Annotated in this window: 14 protein-coding genes; 11 read left to right on the plus strand and 3 right to left on the minus strand. The window is 72.2% G+C overall.

Annotated elements, in window-relative coordinates:
• The first annotated feature begins 15 nt into the window (after window positions 1-15).
• Window positions 16-735, plus strand: a complete 720-nt coding sequence (locus IG90_RS0103165) for a class III extradiol dioxygenase subunit B-like domain-containing protein (protein WP_030577093.1) — start codon at window positions 16-18, stop codon at window positions 733-735.
• Window positions 736-796: 61 nt separating this feature from the next.
• Here the strand turns inward: IG90_RS0103165 and IG90_RS0103170 are convergent, their stop codons facing one another.
• Window positions 797-1,054, minus strand: a complete 258-nt coding sequence (locus IG90_RS0103170) for an antitoxin (RefSeq protein ID WP_030577096.1) — start codon at window positions 1,052-1,054, stop codon at window positions 797-799.
• Window positions 1,055-1,268: 214 nt separating this feature from the next.
• Between IG90_RS0103170 and miaA the strand changes: the two genes are divergently transcribed.
• From miaA to hflX, 6 genes are all read left to right on the plus strand, one after another.
• The gene (miaA, locus tag IG90_RS0103175) at window positions 1,269-2,207 is read left to right on the plus strand and encodes a tRNA (adenosine(37)-N6)-dimethylallyltransferase MiaA (RefSeq protein WP_030577099.1); all 939 of its coding nucleotides are present in this window, start codon (window positions 1,269-1,271) and stop codon (window positions 2,205-2,207) included.
• Between the two features lie 107 nt (window positions 2,208-2,314).
• Entirely contained in the window at window positions 2,315-2,767 is a 453-nt protein-coding gene (locus IG90_RS0103180; protein WP_030577101.1) for a hypothetical protein, read from the plus strand.
• A 72-nt stretch (window positions 2,768-2,839) separates the two neighbouring features.
• Entirely contained in the window at window positions 2,840-3,712 is an 873-nt protein-coding gene (gene dapF / locus IG90_RS0103185; RefSeq protein WP_030577105.1) for a diaminopimelate epimerase, read from the plus strand.
• 200 nt (window positions 3,713-3,912) lie between these two features.
• Entirely contained in the window at window positions 3,913-6,078 is a 2,166-nt protein-coding gene (locus tag IG90_RS0103190) for a RelA/SpoT family protein (protein ID WP_030577109.1), read from the plus strand.
• 137 nt (window positions 6,079-6,215) lie between these two features.
• Window positions 6,216-7,661, plus strand: coding sequence for a M1 family metallopeptidase (locus IG90_RS0103195; protein ID WP_030577111.1), 1,446 nt, complete (start codon window positions 6,216-6,218; stop codon window positions 7,659-7,661).
• A gap of 131 nt (window positions 7,662-7,792) precedes the next feature.
• Window positions 7,793-9,313: a GTPase HflX gene (hflX, locus tag IG90_RS0103200; RefSeq protein WP_030577113.1), complete on the plus strand. Its 1,521-nt coding sequence runs from the start codon at window positions 7,793-7,795 to the stop codon at window positions 9,311-9,313.
• A 93-nt stretch (window positions 9,314-9,406) separates the two neighbouring features.
• Here the strand turns inward: hflX and IG90_RS0103205 are convergent, their stop codons facing one another.
• The gene (locus IG90_RS0103205; RefSeq protein WP_030577116.1) at window positions 9,407-10,576 is read right to left on the minus strand and encodes a trypsin-like serine peptidase; all 1,170 of its coding nucleotides are present in this window, start codon (window positions 10,574-10,576) and stop codon (window positions 9,407-9,409) included.
• A gap of 191 nt (window positions 10,577-10,767) precedes the next feature.
• A complete protein-coding gene (locus tag IG90_RS0103210) occupies window positions 10,768-11,937 on the minus strand; it encodes a trypsin-like serine peptidase (RefSeq protein ID WP_030577118.1) in 1,170 nt (389 codons plus the stop codon).
• Between the two features lie 355 nt (window positions 11,938-12,292).
• On the opposite strand from IG90_RS0103210, the gene IG90_RS0103215 reads away from it, so the two are divergent.
• The 4 genes from IG90_RS0103215 (at window position 12,293) to IG90_RS0103230 (ending at window position 18,424) form a co-directional block, all read left to right on the plus strand.
• Window positions 12,293-13,687, plus strand: coding sequence for a diaminobutyrate--2-oxoglutarate transaminase family protein (locus tag IG90_RS0103215; RefSeq protein ID WP_030577119.1), 1,395 nt, complete (start codon window positions 12,293-12,295; stop codon window positions 13,685-13,687).
• A gap of 28 nt (window positions 13,688-13,715) precedes the next feature.
• The gene (locus IG90_RS0103220) at window positions 13,716-15,632 is read left to right on the plus strand and encodes an IucA/IucC family protein (RefSeq protein WP_030577122.1); all 1,917 of its coding nucleotides are present in this window, start codon (window positions 13,716-13,718) and stop codon (window positions 15,630-15,632) included.
• A gap of 83 nt (window positions 15,633-15,715) precedes the next feature.
• Complete coding sequence (locus IG90_RS0103225; protein ID WP_030577125.1) at window positions 15,716-16,441, plus strand: GNAT family N-acetyltransferase; 726 nt, start codon at window positions 15,716-15,718, stop codon at window positions 16,439-16,441.
• Window positions 16,442-16,501: 60 nt separating this feature from the next.
• Window positions 16,502-18,424, plus strand: coding sequence for an IucA/IucC family protein (locus IG90_RS0103230; protein ID WP_030577128.1), 1,923 nt, complete (start codon window positions 16,502-16,504; stop codon window positions 18,422-18,424).
• Window positions 18,425-18,443 lie beyond the last annotated feature (19 nt).

Consider the following 18,443-nt stretch of genomic DNA (forward strand, 5'->3'; position numbering starts at 1 on the left):
AGTACGCTGACCGGCATGCTTGTCGCCGCCGCCGTGTGCCCCTGTCCGCCGCTCCTGGTGCCCGAGGTCGCCGCCGGGGCCGCCCCCGAGCTCGACGCCGCGCGGGACGCGTGTCTCGACGCCGTGGGGGTGCTCGCCGCCTCGCGCCCGGACCTGCTCGTCGTCGTGGGCCCGGGCGACGACCGGTCCGCCGGGACCTACCCGGCGGGAGCGCACGGCTCCTTCCGGGGCGTCGGCGTGAACCTCGACGTGACGCTCGGCGACACACCTGGGGACCTCGCCGCCCCGGACCGGCCGCTGCCGCAGTCCCTGACCGTGGGCGCGTGGCTGCTGGACCGGGCCCGATGGGCGGGCGCTCCCGTCGAAGGGCTCGCCGTGGCGGAGCGGGAGGCCGCCGAGGAGTGCGCGGAGGCCGGACGCTCCCTCGCCGGCCGGGCCGAGCGGGTCGCGCTCCTGGTGATGGGCGACGGCAGTGCCTGCCGCACCCTCAAGGCCCCCGGCTACCTCGACGACCGGGCCGCCGCCTTCGACGTACGGGCCTCCGAAGCGCTCGGCTCCGCGGACCTCGACGCCCTCGCGGCGCTCGACGCGACGCTCGCCCACGAGCTCAAGGCGGCCGGACGGGCCCCCTGGCAGCTGCTCGGCGGCGCCGCGCGGGACGCCGGGCTCGCCGGACGGCTGCTGTACGAGGACGCCCCGTACGGCGTGGGCTACACCGTCGCCGCCTGGTCCTGAACAGACCGACGGCGGCACCGGGGAGAACCGGTGCCGCCGTCAAGGGCCTGCTGCTGGCGGGTCAGGAAGCGGGCGGCGGAGGGGGAGGCGTGGTGCCGGGCGTGCCTCCGCCCTTCTGCCCCAGCTTGTCCACGGCCCCCTTGGCCTTGCGCGTACCCGAATCGATCTTGTCGCTGTATTTGCCCTTGGTCTTCTGGTCGACCGTGCGCGCGGCCTTGTCGAGGCCCTGCTCGATCTTGCCCCCGTGCTGCTGCGCGAGGTCGCCGACCTTGTCCTTGGCCGGTCCCAGCTTGGCCTTCAGGTTGTCCAGGAACCCCATTGGGTCACCTTCCGTGCAGTGAGGACTGTTCGCGGGAGCGTTCTCCCGCCCCCATTGTCCGTCACCTGTCCGTTCCTGCCGTTTCTACTCGCCCTATAGCGTTCTGCAGTGTTTTCGAGCGCATCCTTGACATCGCCCTCCGCCCCGTACGGGGTCGCCCGCCCTCCGCACCCGGCGTGTTCGGGACGGCCGGGATATTTGGGAGACTGTCCGGGTGACCCCTCCCGCTTCCGCCCCCCGCGTCATCACCGTCGTAGGCCCCACCGCCGCCGGAAAATCGGATCTGGGGGTCTTTCTCGCCCAGCGGCTCGGCGGCGAAGTGATCAACGCCGATTCCATGCAGCTCTACCGGGGGATGGACATCGGCACCGCGAAACTGACGCTCCCCGAGCGCGACGGCGTGCCGCACCGGCTGCTGGACATCTGGGACGTCACCGAGGCCGCCAGCGTCGCCGAGTACCAGCGCCTGGCCCGCCTGGAGATCGACCGGCTGCTCACCGAAGGGCGCACGCCTGTCCTGGTCGGCGGCTCCGGCCTGTACGTGAAGGGCGCGATCGACGCCCTGGAGTTCCCCGGTACGGATCCCGAGGTGCGCGCCCGCCTCGAAGCGGAACTGACCGAGCGCGGTTCGGGCGTCCTGCACGAACGCCTCGCCGCCGCCGACCCGGACGCCGCCCGGTCCATCCTGGCGAGCAACGGCCGCCGCATCGTCCGCGCCCTCGAAGTCATCGAGATCACCGGCAAGCCCTTCACCGCGAACCTCCCCGGCGACGAGCCGGTCTACGAAGCCGTACAGATCGGCGTCGACGTGGACCGCCCCGAACTGGACGAGCGCATCGCCCTGCGCGTCGACCGGATGTGGGAGGAAGGACTCGTGGACGAGGTACGCGCCCTGGAGGCGTCCGGGCTGCGCGAGGGGCTCACGGCCTCGCGGGCCCTCGGATATCAGCAGATCCTCGCGGCGCTCGCGGGGGAGTGCACCGAGGACGACGCGCGGGCCGAGACCGTGCGCGCCACCAAGCGCTTCGCCCGCCGTCAGGACTCGTGGTTCCGTCGTGACCCGCGTGTCGTGTGGCTCGGCGGCGGACACCGCGACCGGGGGGAACTCCCGGACCGGGCGCTGACGTTGGTCGAACGAGCGGTCACAGCCTGATCACGTGATGGCATCGGGAAGCTCCGCCCGTCAATTCGGCACCCGTGATCGTGCCATCATCGAGCATCGATCCACCAGTGGAGTCCGAGTTGGGAGGGCGCGTGGCGATGGAGGCCGGCCCTCGCGACACGGAGCAGCGCGACACAGAGCACGACGTGCCGTCACCGCGGGAGAACGCGGGACGGCTGAGTCCGGACGGGCCCGACGAGCAGGACCTGACCCCCGAGGTCGAGGTCGAGCTGCGGCCCACCCGCAAGCTGCGGATCTGGCAGCTCGCGCCCATCGTCGTGCTGGCCGCGGTCGGCTCGCTGATGTTCGCCTTCCCCCTCGCCTTCGAGTTCGGTGACGGCGGAGCGATCGTCGCCATGCTGGGGCTCCTGATCAGCTGCTGCGCGGCCGGCTGGGGCATGATGGCGGCCCGCCGCGTCGGCCACACCTGGCCGGGACTGCCCTCCCGCGGCTCGGGCGACCGCCCCGACTGGCGGGTGATCGCGCTGTACGTCGCGACCGGCCTCGTCCTGGTCGCCCTCGCCGTCTGGCGCGTGGCCCGACTGCGCTGACGGCGTCGCGGTGAGGCCCGCACGACCGGGCCGCTCGTGCGGGTTGTCGGCGCCGCCTCGTACAGTTGGCGTGTGAGCACCTCGCAGATCGCCTTCCTCAAGGGTCACGGCACCGAGAACGACTTCGTGATCGTCCCGGACCCGGACAACGCCCTCACGCTGCCCGCCGCCGTCGTCGCCCGGCTCTGCGACCGCCGGGCCGGCATCGGCGGGGACGGCCTGCTGCACGTCGTGCGGTCCGCCGCGCACCCCGAGGCACGGGACATGGCGGACGCGGCCGAGTGGTTCATGGACTACCGCAACGCGGACGGCTCGATCGCCGAGATGTGCGGCAACGGCGTGCGTGTCTTCGCCCACTACCTCCAGCGCGCCGGCCTCGTCGAGGAGGGCGATCTCACCGTCGCCACCCGGGGCGGCCCCAAGCATGTGCACCTCGCCAAGAACGGCGACATCACGGTCTCCATGGGACGCGCCCTACTGCCCGAGGACAGCGTCACGGTCAGCGTCGGCGACCGCAGCTGGCCCACCCGCAACGTCAACATGGGCAACCCGCACGCGGTCGCCTTCGTCGACGACCTGGACCACGCCGGTGACCTGCTCACCGCCCCGCCCGTCAGCCCCGAGGCCGTCTACCCCGAGGGCGTCAACGTCGAGTTCGTCGTCGACCGGGGCCCGCGCCACGTCGGCATGCGCGTCCACGAGCGGGGCTCCGGAGAGACCCGCTCCTGCGGCACCGGCGCCTGCGCGGTCGCCGTCGCCACCGCCCGCCGTGACGGCGCCGACCCCGCGGGGACCGGGCTCCCCGTCACGTACCGGGTGGATCTCCCCGGCGGCACCCTCGTCATCACCGAGCACCCGGACGGCGCGATCGACATGACCGGCCCCGCCGTGATCGTCGCCGAGGGCGTCATCGACCCGTCCTGGCTCGACACCGTGACCGACTGAGCCCTTCGACCGGTCCGAAGCAGCCACCCGGCCGGATCTGCTCGAAACGGTGATCGGCCGGAGCTTCGCTCGAATGGGTGATCCGTTTCACGCTGGGCGAGAGCTGTACTGCGCCACGTGGTGGGGTCGATAGCATCAAGCACCGGCCCCGAGGGGCATCCGCTCCTCCCCCGTGCCGGTCGACGTCGCCGGAGGTGCCCATGAGTGCAGAGGCCGCCGATCCGGGCGCTCCCCTTCGCAGGCGGAGCCGCCCCAGGATCGATCTGCGCAGACTGGGCCGGGTGGCACTGCGCGGCCCCGTCTCCCGCGACCGGCTGCCCGACGCCATCGGCCATGTCGCCGAGGCGCACCGCGCCCACCACCCCGACGCCGACCTCACCATCCTGCGCCGGGCCTACGTCCTCGCGGAGTCCTCGCACCGCGGCCAGATGCGCAAGAGCGGCGAGCCGTACATCACGCACCCGCTGGCCGTCACCCTGATCCTCGCCGAGCTCGGCGCCGAGACCACGACACTGACCGCCTCCCTGCTCCACGACACCGTCGAGGACACGGAAGTGACGCTCGATCAGGTACGCGAGCAGTTCGGTGACGAGGTCTGTTATCTCGTCGACGGCGTCACCAAGCTGGAGAAGGTCGACTACGGCGCCGCCGCGGAACCGGAGACCTTCCGCAAGATGCTCGTCGCCACGGGCAACGACGTCCGGGTCATGTCGATCAAGCTCGCCGACCGGCTGCACAACATGCGCACCCTCGGTGTGATGCGCCCCGAGAAGCAGGCGAGGATCGCCAAGGTCACCAGGGACGTCCTCATCCCGCTCGCCGAACGGCTCGGTGTGCAGGCGCTCAAGACCGAGCTGGAGGACCTGGTCTTCGCGATCCTGCACCCCGAGGAGTACGAGCGCACCCGCGCCCTGATCGCCGCCGCGGCAGGCCCGGACGCCCCCCTCGAAACCATCGCCGACAACGTACGGCACACCCTGCGGGACGCCGGCATCAGCGCCGAAGTCCTCATCAGGCCCCGCCACTTCGTCTCCGTGCACCGGGTCCGCAGGAAACGCGGCGAGCTGCGCGGCACCGACTTCGGCCGGCTGCTCGTCCTCGTCGGCGAGGACTCCGACTGCTACGCCGTCCTCGGTGAACTGCACACCTGCTTCACCCCGGTGATCTCCGAGTTCAAGGACTTCATCGCCGCCCCCAAGTTCAACCTGTACCAGTCGCTGCACACCGCGGTCGTCGGCCCCGGGGGCGCCGTAGCCGAGGTCCTCATCCGTACGCACCGGATGCACAAGGTCGCCGAGGCGGGCGTCGTCGCGCTGGGCAACCCGTACGTCCACGACCACACCGCCACCCCGCAGACCGAGCCGTCCGACGAGCGCGCCGACCCGACCCGGCCCGGCTGGCTCTCCCGGCTGCTGGACTGGCAGGAGTCCGCCACCGACCCCGACACCTTCTGGACGACCCTGCGCGACGACCTCGCCCAGGACCGCGAGATCACCGTGTTCCGCACCGACGGCGGCACCCTCGGGCTGCCCGCCGGGGCCAGCTGCGTCGACGCCGCCTACGCGCAGTACGGCGACCGGGCGCACACCTCCATCGGGGCCCGGGTCAACGGCCGCCTCGCCACCCTGAGCACCGTCCTCAGCGACGGCGACACCGTGCAGCTGCTGCTCGCCCAGGACACCGCCTCCGGCCCCTCGCCCGACTGGCTCGACCATGTGCGCACCCCCGCCGCCCGGATCGCGATCACCGGCTGGCTCACCGACCACCCCGACGAGGCGAAGCCCGATCCGGAGACCGTGGACGCGGGCGGACCCGGCCAGGCCGTGCCCGCGGCAGGCGCCCCGGAACGCGAGCCCCAGGCCACGGCACCGGCGCGAACCCGGTCCGGCCCCCGCGCCACGGGCGTCGTCGTCGACGGGGGCGGCGGGCCGGTGCGCCTGGCCGGCTGCTGCACGCCGGTGCCCCCCGACGAGCTGACCGGCTTCGTCGTCCGCGGCGGAGCGGTCACCGTGCACCGCCGCGAGTGCCCCGCCGGGGCCGCCATGCAGGGGATCGGCCGCGCCCCGGTCGGTGCCCGCTGGGCGGATGCCGAGGGCCGGGAGTCCGACGCGGGCTGCCGGGTCACCCTCGTCGCCGAGTCCTTCGGCCGCCCCCGGCTCCTCGCCGACCTCACCGAGGCCATCGCCACCGCCGAAGCGGCGATCGTCTCCGCCACCGTGGAACCGCCCAGCGAGCAGCGGGTCCGCCACACCTACACCCTCCAGCTCCCCGACGCGGCAGGCCTTCCCGCCCTGATGCGCGCCATGCGCGAGGTCGCCGGCGTCTACGACGTCAGCCGGGCCCAGCACCCGGCCCCGGCCGGCTGAGCACGTCGGAAACGCCCCGTCCGGCAGCAGCCCGTCCCGGCCGGCCGACCGCTCCCCGCACGGGCGGCGCGTTCTCGTTCGGGTGGCGCGGCGCGCGGCTCCCCGCCGGGACCGCCGAGCGCTGATAGCGGTAGTCCATGCCGCTCCTGCCCCGCCGCCTGCGTGCCGCCCTGCTGGCGACCGCCTCGGCCACTCTCGTAGCCGCCACCCTGCCCGCCCCCGAGCCCCTGGGCATCGGCGACCGGCTCTTCCCCGAGCTGGGCAACCCCGGATACGACGTCCTCGCGTACGACATCGCCCTCACGTACCACGGCAGCAACACCGAGCCCCTGGACGCCGTCACGAAGATCAGGGCCCGCACCACCGCCCCGCTGGACCGGATCAACCTCGACTTCGCCCGGGGCACCGTCCACGGGGTCGAGGTCAACGGTCTCGCCGCCGACTTCGGCAGCAAGCGCGAGGACCTGGTCGTCCAAGCCCCCCGCCGGCTCCCCGCGGGCGTAGCGCTGAACATCACCGTCCGGCACACCAGCGATCCGAGCGGATCCGGGGACGACGGCGGCTGGGTGCGTACCGCCGACGGGCTCGCCATGGCCAACCAGGCCGACGCCGCCCACCGCGTCTTCCCGAGCAACGACCACCCCTCGGACAAGGCCTGGTTCACCTTCCGGATCACCGCCCCGGAGAAACTGACCGCGGTCGCGGGCGGGCGGCCCGCGGGGAAGACCCGGCGCGGGGCCACGACCACCTGGACCTACCGCAGCGAACACCCCATGGCCACCGAGCTGGCCCAGGTCTCCATCGGCAGCTCCGCCGTCCTGCACCGCACAGGACCGCACGGGCTGCCGGTCCGCGACGTCGTCCCGGCAGCCGACCGGAAGACGCTGGAGCCCTGGCTGAAGAAGACCCCGGCCCAGCTGGAGTGGATGGAGGAGCAGGTCGGGCGCTACCCCTTCGAGACGTACGGGGTGCTCGTCGCCGACAGTCCCATCGGCTTCGCCCTGGAGACCCAGACGCTCTCGCTGTTCGGGAAGTCGTTCTTCACCGAGCCCGGCTACCCGGAGTGGTACGTCGACTCGGTGATGATCCACGAGCTGGCCCACCAGTGGTTCGGCAACAGCGTCTCGCCCGCGACCTGGTCCGACCTGTGGCTCAACGAAGGACACGCCAGCTGGTACGAGGCGCGGTACGCCGAGGAGCACGGCGGCGGGACCCTGGAGCGGCGGATGCGGCATGCGTACAGGCTCTCCGACGGCTGGCGCGCGGACGGCGGCCCCCCGGCGCACCCGGAAGGACCGGCCCCGGGGCAAAAGCTCAGCCTGTTCCGCCCGGTCATGTACGACGGCAGCGCGCTGGTACTCTACGCCCTGCGCCAGGAGATCGGCGAGGCCGCCTTCGACCGGCTGGAGCGCGCCTGGGTCCGGGTGCACCGGGACTCCACGGCGACCACCGCGGACTTCACCCGGCTGGCGTCCGGCATCGCGGGACGGGACCTGACCGCCTTCTTCGACGGCTGGCTGTACGGGCAGAAGACTCCGCCGATGCCCGGACACCCCGACTGGAGCAGTGCGAAACCCGCGTGACGGGTCCGGTGGGGCCGTGCCACTATCGACGCGTCGGCGCGGCGGACCGCACCGGAGTTCCCGGAAGGGAATCATCCGGGAAGATCACACGTTGTGACTGACGTAAAGACTTCTATCGACGTAAGGATCCAATGACCTCCTCTTCTTCCCTTCCCCAGGACGCGCAGGACGCGCAGAGCGCTACGGAGAACACCCCCGAGAGCCTCACCGAGAGCCTTCGGGCCGACGCCCTGATGGAAGAGGACGTCGCCTGGAGCCAGGAGATCGACGGAGCGAGGGACGGCGAACAGCTGGACCGCTCCGAGCGTGCCGCGCTGCGACGCGTGGCCGGTCTCTCCACGGAGCTCGAGGACGTCACCGAGGTCGAGTACCGCCAGCTGCGTCTGGAGCGCGTGGTGCTGGTGGGCGTCTGGACCTCGGGGACGGTGCGTGACGCGGAGATCTCCCTCGCGGAGCTCGCCGCACTCGCGGAGACGGCGGGCGCACAGGTGCTCGACGCGGTGTACCAGCGGCGCGACAAGCCCGACCCGGCCACCTACATCGGCTCGGGCAAGGCGCTGCAACTGCGCGACATCGTCCTCGAATCCGGGGCCGACACCGTCATCTGCGACGGTGAGCTCAGCCCGGGCCAGCTGATCCACCTGGAAGACGTCGTCAAGGTGAAGGTGGTCGACCGGACCGCCCTCATCCTCGACATCTTCGCCCAGCACGCCAAGTCCCGTGAGGGCAAGGCGCAGGTCTCGCTGGCGCAGATGCAGTACATGCTGCCGCGACTGCGAGGCTGGGGTCAGTCGCTCTCCCGCCAGATGGGCGGCGCCGGTTCCGGCGGCGGTGGCGGCATGGCAACCCGTGGTCCGGGTGAGACCAAGATCGAGACGGACCGGCGACGGATCCGCGAGAAGATGGCGAAGATGCGCCGGGAGATCGCGGAGATGAAGACCGGCCGCGAGATCAAGCGGCAGGAGCGCAAGCGCAACAAGGTGCCCTCCGTCGCCATCGCCGGATACACCAACGCCGGCAAGTCCTCGCTGCTCAACCGCCTCACCGGAGCCGGTGTCCTGGTGGAGAACTCCCTGTTCGCCACCCTGGACCCGACCGTGCGCCGGGCTGAGACACCGAGCGGCCGCATCTACACCCTCGCCGACACCGTCGGGTTCGTACGGCACCTGCCGCACCACCTCGTCGAGGCGTTCCGCTCCACCATGGAGGAGGTCGGCGAGTCCGATCTCATCCTCCACGTGGTGGACGGCTCCCACCCGGTGCCGGAGGAGCAACTCGCCGCCGTGCGCGAGGTGATCCGGGATGTCGGTGCGGTGGACGTACGCGAGATCGTCGTGATCAACAAGGCGGACGCGGCGGACCCCTTGGTCCTCCAGCGGCTGCTGCGCAACGAGAAGTACGCCATCACGGTCTCGGCCAGGACCGGCGCCGGAATCGACGAGCTGCTCGCGCTCATCGACGCCGAGCTGCCCCGTCCGTCCGTCGAGATCGAGGTGCTCGTGCCGTACATCCAGGGGGCCCTGGTCTCCCGGGTGCACGCCGAGGGCGAGGTGCTCTCCGAGGAGCACACCGCCGAGGGCACCCTGCTCAAGGCTCAGGTCCACGAGGAACTGGCCGCGGAGCTCGGGACCTTCGTCCCCGCCGCGCACTGACAGCCGCGTAGCCACGCGACAAGCCGAAGGCCCGGCCCTCTTCCGGTGAATTCCAGGAGGGCCGAGCCTTCGGCGTACGTACAGCGGCCGGGACTACCGGCCGGCGAACTTGTCGCTCATCATCGTGAAGGTGCGCCGGGCGTCCTCACCGAGCTGAGGACCGGCCAGCCAGCCCGAGGTGACCGGGCCGATCGAGGTGTTGGACACCAGCATCGATTTCCCGTCCGGCCCGGCGACGAACCAGCCGCCACCGGAGGAGCCGCCGGTCATGGTGCAGCCGATGCGGTACATCGTCGGCGTGCCGGGGGCGATCGAGAGCCGGCCGGGACGGTCGACGCACTGGTGCATCAGCAGTCCGTCGTACGGCGGACCGGCCGGGTAGCCCCAGGCGCCCATGCCGCTGATCTGCTGGATCTCCGGAGCGTCGAAGGAGACCGGCAGCGCGTTGCCCACCGTCTCCTCCAGCGACTTCGTGCCCTTCTCCGGCTTCACATGCAGGATCGCGTAGTCGTACGGCGCGCCTGCTCCGCCCGTCGGGCCGCCGCCGGAGATCCACTCTCCGGAGGACGCGGCCCAGTCCGCCCAGTAGGTGCCGTAGGGGGCGACCTCCTGCGGCTGCGCGGTCCGCAGCTGCGCCGCGTTCTTGCCCTGGTCGTTGTACGAGGGCACGAAGACGATGTTGCGGTACCAGCCGCCGCCAGCACCCGCGTGCACGCAGTGTCCGGCGGTCCACACCAGGTTGGACCTGCCGGGGTTCTTCGGGTCCTTCACGACCGTGCCCGAGCAGACCATGGAGCCCTTGGGCGAGTCGAAGAAGACCTTGCCGACCGGGGCGGCGTGCCGGTGGTAGGGCAGCTTCTCCGGCTTGGCCTGCACGGGCGCGGGCTCCGGATCGCTGACGTCCTGGCCGGCGGAGAGGTCACCGGCCGTCATCGTCTTGGCGGGCTCGTCGGCCGCGGCCATCCGGTCCGGCTTCCACAGGCCGTCGATGACCGGGTTGACGAAGTCCTCGGCCTTGCGGAGCCAGCCGTCCTTGTCCCAGTCCTTCCACCCCCCGTCCTTCCACTCCTCCGGGTCCACCCCGTGCTTGTCCAGGGCGTCGCCCAGATCACCGGGAAGACCGGCGGCGGGGTCCTTGCCGGCTGCTCCGTCGGTTGCCGACGGCTTCGCGGCGGCGTCCTCCTCCGGGCCGCAGGCCGTGGCCGTCAGTATGAGCGCCGCGACGAGGCCGGTGACGGCCAGCAGCGGACGTATCGATCGCATGGAAGAGATCCCCCCGAGAACCTGAGTCGTGCGGTTGGCACGCGTGCACGGATATGCGGTCGTGCATTCTGTCATGCGCTTGTCATGCGTTGGCCGGGATCCACCGCCGGTCATGCGCGGCCCCCGGCACGGCGACTGCCGTGCCGGGGGGCCGCGCATGAGATCGGTGCGGAGCATTCCGTGACCGGGACCTACTGACCCGCGTACTTCTCGCTGACCGCGCGGTAGATGCCCTCGGCCTCCTTGCCGAGCCGCGGACCGGCCAGCCAGCCCGCCGTGACCGGGCCGATGGAGGTGTTCGAGACCAGGGCGGGCTTGCCGTCCTTGCCCGCCGCGACCCAGCCGCCGCCGGAGGAACCGCCGGTCATCGTGCAGCCGATGCGGTACATCGTGGGCTGGTCCTGGAAGACGGAGAGCCGGCCCGGCCTGTCCTGGCACTGGAGCAGCTTCTGACCGTCGAACGGCGGCGCGGCCGGGTAGCCCGTGGCCGTCATACCGGCGATCTCCGGCACGACGGGGGCGTTGAACTCCACCGGCAGTGCGGAACCGACCGTCTCCTCCAGCGACTTGCCGCCCGCGCCCTTCTCCGGCGTCACGTGCAGCACGGCGAAGTCGTACGGGGCGCCCTGGCCGCCGACCGCGGCGCCCTGCTCGATCCACTGCTCGGAGGTCTGGGCCCACTGGCCCCACCACACACCGTAGGGAGCGATCTTCTCCTTGGGCGCGGACTCCAGCTGGTCCAGCGACAGACCGTCGTTGTTGTACGCCGGGACGAAGGCGATGTTGCGGTACCAGCCGCCCTTCTTGCCCGCGTGCACACAGTGCCCGGCCGTCCACACCATGTTGGACCTGCCGGGGTTCGCCGGGTCCTTCACCACGGTCGCGGAACAGACCATCGAGCCCTGCGGGCCGTCGAAGAGCAACTTCCCGGACTCCGGGGCGTTGTCGTGGTACGGCGTCGCGACACCGGCGGCCTGGACCGGGGCCGGCGTCGGGTCCGTCACGCCGTCGTCGCCCGAGATGTCGTCCTCGACCGGGTTCTCCGGGGGCTTGTCGGCCTCCCGCATCCGGTCCGGGTCCCACAGCCCGTCGATGACCGGGTTGACGAAGTCCTTGGCCTCACGCAGCCACTTGTCCTTGTCCCAGTTCTTCCACTCCCCGTCCCGCCACTTGTCGGGGTCGATCCCGTGCTCCTTGAGACGGTTCTTGAGGTCGTCCGGAATGGTGACCTTGCCGTCGGAAGACTGTTCGGCGGAGGCGCTGGGCGTGGAGCCCGCGTTGTCCTCCTCCGGGCCGCAGGCGGTGGCGGTGAGCGCCAGCACAGCGGCGACGGCGGTCGCGGCGAGCGCGGAGGAGGGCATGCGCCGTGCGCGCCTCCCACGCCGTGCGGTATCGGTCGGGCGAATGGGTCGCATCTCGTGATCCCCCTGGGACTTCGTCACTCGGTACTCGTACTGCATTGCGGACACTCCGGGCGCCGGAGCAGGTGCTTCCGGGCCGCTGTGCGGCCCCCACTATGCCGGTGCCGATGGTGACGGCGCGCGGCAGGTCCGCGGTTCCGTCGCCGCGAGGATGTTCCGATTTACCCGTGATCCATCGCGGACGGCGTCGTTGGTACGTACGGGGGACACCAGGACAGCGTTCACGCCCTCGGTGCGTCCGCGCGAAATCGTACCGACGTGCAACGCAACCGTTACCGCAGGAGGATCAAGAGCCGTGTCCGTGACCGAACCCGCACCGGTGGCACCGCCCTCCGCGCACGAAGGCATCCTCCGCCGCCAGTCCCTGCGCGAATCGGCCGCCCGCACCTACGCGCGATCCCTGCCGATCGTCCCGGTGCGCGCCCGCGGGCTCACCATCGAGGGCGCGGACGGGCGCCGCTACCTCGACTGCCTGTCGGGCGCCGGCACCCTGGCGCTCGGGCACAACCACCCCGTCGTGCTCGAAGCCATCCGTACGGTCATCGACTCCGGCGCACCCCTGCACGTGCTGGACCTCGCCACCCCGGTCAAGGACGCCTTCACCACCGAGCTGTTCGCCACGCTGCCGCGGGAGTTCGCCGACAACGCCAGGATCCAGTTCTGCGGCCCCGCCGGCACGGACGCCGTCGAGGCCGCGTTCAAGCTGGTCCGCGCCGCGACCGGGCGCACCGGCCTGCTGACCTTCACCGGTGCCTACCACGGTATGACCGCCGGCGCCCTGGAGGCCTCCGGCGGCGCGACCGACGTACGCGTCACCCGGCTGCCCTTCCCGCAGGACTACCGTTGCCCGTTCGGGACCGGCGGCGAGCGCGGCGCGGCCCTCGGCTCACGGTGGACGGAGCACCTGCTGGACGACGAGAAGGGCGGCGTGCCCGCCCCGGCCGGGATGATCGTGGAGCCGGTCCAGGGCGAGGGCGGCGTCAACCCCGCCCCCGACGGCTGGCTGCGCCGCATGCGCACGATCACCGCGGACCGCTCCATCCCGCTCATCGTCGACGAGGTGCAGACCGGGGTAGGCAGGACCGGCGCCTTCTGGGCCGTCGAGCACAGCGGCGTCGTGCCCGACGTCATGGTCCTCTCCAAGGCGATCGGCGGTTCCCTGCCGCTCGCCGTGATCGTCTACCGCGCTGAGCTGGATCTTTGGCAGCCGGGCGCGCACGCGGGTACGTTTCGTGGCAACCAGCTCGCCATGGCGGCGGGCGCGGCCACGCTCGCGTACGTCAGGGAGAATCAACTGGCGGACCGCGCGGCGGTCCTGGGGGCCCGGATGCTCGCCCGCCTGACGGAGTTGCGGGCGCACCACCCGGGCATCGGTGACGTACGGGGGCGGGGACTGATGATCGGCCTGGAGCTGGTGGACCCCGAGCGCGCGCCCCTGCCCGCCGAAGCCGGCGACCAGGACCCGGCCCCGCCGCCCGACCCGGCCCTCGCCCTCGCGGTCCAGCAGGAATGCCTGCGGCGCGGCCTCATCGTCGAACTGGGCGGCCGGCACGACGCCGTGGTCCGCCTCCTGCCGCCCCTCACCCTCACCGACGAGCAGGCGAGTGCCGTCGTCGACCGTCTCGCCGACGCGCTGGCAGCCGCGACACGCTCCCCGCACCGTCGGACCACCGCCGGGCCGACCACCTGATCCCGGAATCCCCACAAGGAAGAACGCCGTGAACCCCACCCCCGCGTCCGAGGCCGACGGCCCCGGCACCCCCCAGCACCGAGGGCAGGACGGACCGGCCGCCCCCGGCACGGTCGAGGCGACGACCGTGCCCCGCCAGAAATCCGTGCACGACGGCGACCCGAACCCCTCGGCGTACGGGCCGGGTCCGGGACCTGAGGCGCCGGCGGAGCAGGACCTGGACCGAGGGCCCGACCCGCTCGACGATCCGGACCCGCTGCGGGCCGCCGACGCGGCGGGCACCGAGAGCCTCCTGCGGTGCTGGACCCGGGAGAGCGACCTGCCCCGCCCCGAAGACGACACCCTGCGCATCGCCTTCCCCGCCAGTGGCACCGCCCTCCTGGCCCCCGTGCACTACTGGTCCGCCACCGGTGCCCACCGCTTCGGCGCACCCGCCCTGGAGAGCGCCCCCGCCGACGCCCCGCCCGCCGACGCCGCCACCGTCGCCGTGCTCATCGGCCGCGAGGGCGGCGGGAGCGGCGCGGGTGATCTGGTCGCCCGGGTCGCCGACTCCGTACGCCACACCGCCGGCTTCATCGAGCAGCGGCGGCGCAGCCCGGCGGACCCCGCCGAGGCCGACCTCTTCCTCACCGCCGAACAGTCCCTGCTGCTCGGCCACCCCCTCCACCCCACGCCCAAGAGCCGCGAAGGCCTCTCCGAATCGGAGTCCCGCCGCTATTCGCCGGAGCTCCACGGGTCCTTCCCGCTCCACTGGTTCGCCGTCGACCGGTCGCTGATCGCCACCGACTCCGCCTGGACCGACGGCGGTCCGGCCACCGCCGAGGAGCTGCTCGCCCCGCACGCCGAAGGGCTGACCCTGCCCCCCGGCACCGTCGCCGTCCCCGTACACCCATGGCAGGCCGCCGACCTGCTCCACCGCCCCCAGGTCCGGGCCCTCGCCGACACCGGCCTGCTCCACGACCTCGGCCCGCACGGCGAGCGGTGGCACCCCACCTCCTCCATCCGCACCGTGCACCGGCCCGACGCGCGGGTGATGCTCAAGCTCTCCCTCGGCGTACGCATCACCAACTCCCGCCGGGAGAACCTCCGCAAGGAGTTGCACCGGGGCGTCGAGGTCCACCGCCTCCTGTCGACCGGACTCGCCGAACGCTGGCAGCGGGAACACCCCGGTTTCGACATCGTCCGGGACCCCGCCTGGCTCGCCGTCGACGACCCCGAGGGCGCACCCGTCACCGGGCTCGACGTGATGCTCCGCGACAACCCCTTCGGCCCGGGTGACGACGCCGCCTGCATCGCGGGACTCACCGCGCAGCGCCCCCGGCCCGGCCGGCCCGGCATGCGCTCCCGGCTCGCCGAAGCCGTCTCCCAGCTGGCCGCCCGCACCGGCCGCGGCACCACCGACGTCTCCGCCGAATGGTTCCGCCGCTATCTGCACCACGTCGTGCGCCCCGTGCTCTGGCTCGACGCCCACGGCGGAGTCGCCCTCGAAGCCCACCAGCAGAACACCCTCGTCCTCCTCGACCCGGACGGCTGGCCCGTCGGCGGCCGCTACCGGGACAACCAGGGCTACTACTTCCGTGACTCCCGCCGCGCCGAGCTGGAACGGCGGCTCCCCGGCATCGGCACCGTCAGCGACACCTTCGTCTCCGACCCGGTCACCGACGAGCGGTTCGCGTACTACCTCGGCATCAACAACGTCCTCGGGCTCATCGGGGCGTTCGGGTCCCAGCGCCTGGCCGACGAGCAGGAACTCCTCACCGTCCTGCGCCGATTCCTCACCGAGACCGCGGAACTGGGCTCACCCCTGCCCGCGTACCTCCTGGAGAACAGCCAACTGCGCTGCAAGGCCAACCTGCTGACCCGGCTGCACGGCCTCGACGAGCTCGTCGGACCGGTCGACACCCAGTCCGTGTACGTCACCATCGCCAACCCGCTGCACAGCTGAGCACCCGCACCAGGCAGACTCCGAGCGCAACCGCCCCGGAGCAGCCCACCGACCGCACCCGGTCCAGAGAGGAGAGCGCCACCGTGCCTCCCGCCGACGCCTCAGCGGAACCCGGCGCCGCACCCGACGGTGGGAGCATCGGAGTCGAGGACACCCTCGACCTGAAGCTCACCGAGGAGCTCCTCGCCCTGATCGCCGAGGAGCGGCACACCGGGACGGCCCCCGCATCCGTCCCCGGCGAGCTGCTGGGGGACCCGGGCACCTGGCCGCCGGCGGCCACGGAGGCGGGGGAGTTCCGGCTCCTGCCCGTCCGGCCGGAGCGCGATCTGCCCGTTCTCAGCCGCTGGATGAACGACCCCGCGGTGGCGGCCTTCTGGGAGCTCGCCGGACCGGAGTCCGTCACCGCCGACCACCTCAGGCCCCAGCTCGAAGGCGACGGACGCAGCATCCCCTGCCTCGGCGTGCTCGACGGCACGCCCATGAGCTACTGGGAGATCTACCGCGCCGACCTCGACCCGCTGGCCCGCCACTACCCGGCCCGCCCCCACGACACCGGTGTCCACCTCCTCATCGGGGGCGTGAACAACCGGGGCCGGGGCGTGGGAACCACCCTGCTCCGCGCCGTCGCCGACCTCGTCCTGGACAACCTTCCGCGGTGCGGACGGGTCGTCGCCGAGCCGGACCTGCGCAACACCCCATCCGTATCCGCGTTCCTCAGCGCCGGCTTCCGCTTCTCCGCCGAAGTGGACCTCCCCGGCAAACGCGCCGCGCTGATGATCCGCGACCGAACGTACCGAGCCCAACTGTGACTTACTCGCCGCACCTTCCACACCGCTCGAACCTCATAGGTTCCATCCGGAGGAGTCCCCGTGCCGACATATCCCGCGAGCCGTGATTCAGCCGAGTCCCCGCAGCTGTTCAGCCCTCCGGAGCTGAACCGACAGATCTGGGACCGGGCCGCAGCACGGCTCCTCGCCAAGATGCTCGGCGAGTTCGCCTACGAGAAGATCATCGAGCCCGTCCCGGGGCCCGGGACCGGCGGACTCCACCGACTGACCCTCGACGACGGGGGAGTGCTCGCCTTCACCGCCCGGCGCGGCGTCTACGGCAGCTGGCGGGTCGACCCCGACTCGATCGAGGTCACCGCGCAGCCCCCGGCCGCCGCGCACGCCGACGCACAGCACAACGGCTCACCGGCCTCCGGATCCGCCGACGCCCAGTCCAACGGCTCCGCCACCGGGTCCCGGCCGTTCCGCGACCCGCTGACGTTCCTCACCCGGGCCCGGGGCCTCCTCGGACTCGACGGCACCACCCTCGGCCACCTCATCCGCGAGCTGACCCTGACCCTCTCCGCCGACGCCCGGCTCGACCACACCGCGCTCACCGCGGACCGGCTCGCCGCCCTGGACTACGCGGAGCTGGAAGGCCATCAGACCGGCCACCCCTGGCTGGTGGCGAGCAAGGGCCGGCTCGGCTTCTCCGCCGCCGACGCCGCCCGCTTCACCCCCGAGACCCGCAGCCCGCTCCGGCTGCCGTGGATCGCGGTCAGCACCCGCATCGCGCAGTACCGGGGCGTGGGCCGCCTCACCACCCCCGAGCAGCTGTACGCCGGTGAGCTCGACCCGAGCGTCCGGGACGCCTTCGGCGAGGTCCTGCGGGCCCGCGGACACGATCCGCAGGACTACCTCTTCCTCCCCGTACACCCCTGGCAGTGGGACGAGTGGATCGTGCCGCTCTTCGCGCCGGCCATCGCCGACGGCGACATCGTGGCCCTGCACACCGACGGGGACGCCCGCCTCCCACAGCAGTCCATCCGCACGTTCGCCAACGTGGAACGGCCCGAGCGGCACACCGTGAAGCTCCCGCTCTCCATCCTCAACACCCTGGTCTGGCGCGGCCTGCCGACCGAGCGGACCCTCGCCGCCCCCGCGGTCACCGCCTGGGTCCAGGGGCTGTGCGCGGACGACCCGTTCCTGCGTGACACCTGCCGGGTCGTCCTCCTCGGCGAGGTCGCCTCCGTCGCCGTCGAGCACCCGCTGTACGACCACCTCCCCGAAGCGCCCTACCAGTACAAGGAAATCCTCGGCGCGATCTGGCGGGAGCCCCTGCCGCCCCGCCTCGCCCCGGGCGAACGCGCCCGCACGCTCGCCTCCCTCCTCCATACGGATCCGGCGGGCCGTGCGTTCACCGCCGAGCTGGTCGAGCGCTCCGGGCTGTCCCCGGACACCTGGCTGAAGCGGCTCTTCGCCGCACTGCTGCCGCCCCTGCTGCACTTCCTCTACCGCTACGGCACCGTCTTCTCCCCGCACGGCGAGAACGCCATCGTGGTGTTCGACGAGAACGATGTGCCCGTACGGCTCGCCATCAAGGACTTCGTCGACGACGTCAACGTCAGCGCCCACCCGCTGCCGGAGCACGGCACCATGCCCGACGAGGTGCGCGCCGTCCTTCTCACCGAGGAGCCGTCCTTCCTCACCCAGTTCATCCACTCCGGCCTCTTCGTCGGCGTCTTCCGCTATCTGTCTCCTCTGTGCGAGGAGCAGCTCGGGGTCTCCGAGGACTCTTTCTGGTCACTCGTCCGGGCGGAGATCGTCCGCCACCACGCCCGCTTTCCGGAGCTGAAGGAGCGGTTCGAGCTCTTCGACATGCTGACCCCGGAGATCGAGCGCCTCTGTCTGAACCGCAACCGCCTGCTCGTCGACGGCTACCGGGACCGTGCCAGCCGCCCGCACGCGGCGATCCACGGCACGGTTCCCAACCCGTTGCACCCCTCCGCCCGCGTCCGGGCGTGATCGCCGTTGTCAGTGGTGC

This window comes from Streptomyces anulatus, assembly GCF_000721175.1.
GTDB classification, from domain to species: Bacteria; Actinomycetota; Actinomycetes; order Streptomycetales; family Streptomycetaceae; genus Streptomyces; species Streptomyces anulatus_C.

Coding starts and splice junctions, on each gene's coding strand:
- IG90_RS0103165 (WP_030577093.1), top strand. CDS start 16: ATGCTTGTCGCCGCCGCCGTGTGCCCCTGTCCGCCGCTCCTGGTGCCC.
- IG90_RS0103170 (WP_030577096.1), bottom strand. CDS start 1,054: ATGGGGTTCCTGGACAACCTGAAGGCCAAGCTGGGACCGGCCAAGGAC.
- IG90_RS0103180 (WP_030577101.1), top strand. CDS start 2,315: ATGGAGGCCGGCCCTCGCGACACGGAGCAGCGCGACACAGAGCACGAC.
- IG90_RS0103190 (WP_030577109.1), top strand. CDS start 3,913: ATGAGTGCAGAGGCCGCCGATCCGGGCGCTCCCCTTCGCAGGCGGAGC.
- IG90_RS0103195 (WP_030577111.1), top strand. CDS start 6,216: ATGCCGCTCCTGCCCCGCCGCCTGCGTGCCGCCCTGCTGGCGACCGCC.
- hflX (WP_030577113.1), top strand. CDS start 7,793: ATGACCTCCTCTTCTTCCCTTCCCCAGGACGCGCAGGACGCGCAGAGC.
- IG90_RS0103205 (WP_030577116.1), bottom strand. CDS start 10,576: ATGCGATCGATACGTCCGCTGCTGGCCGTCACCGGCCTCGTCGCGGCG.
- IG90_RS0103210 (WP_030577118.1), bottom strand. CDS start 11,937: ATGCCCTCCTCCGCGCTCGCCGCGACCGCCGTCGCCGCTGTGCTGGCG.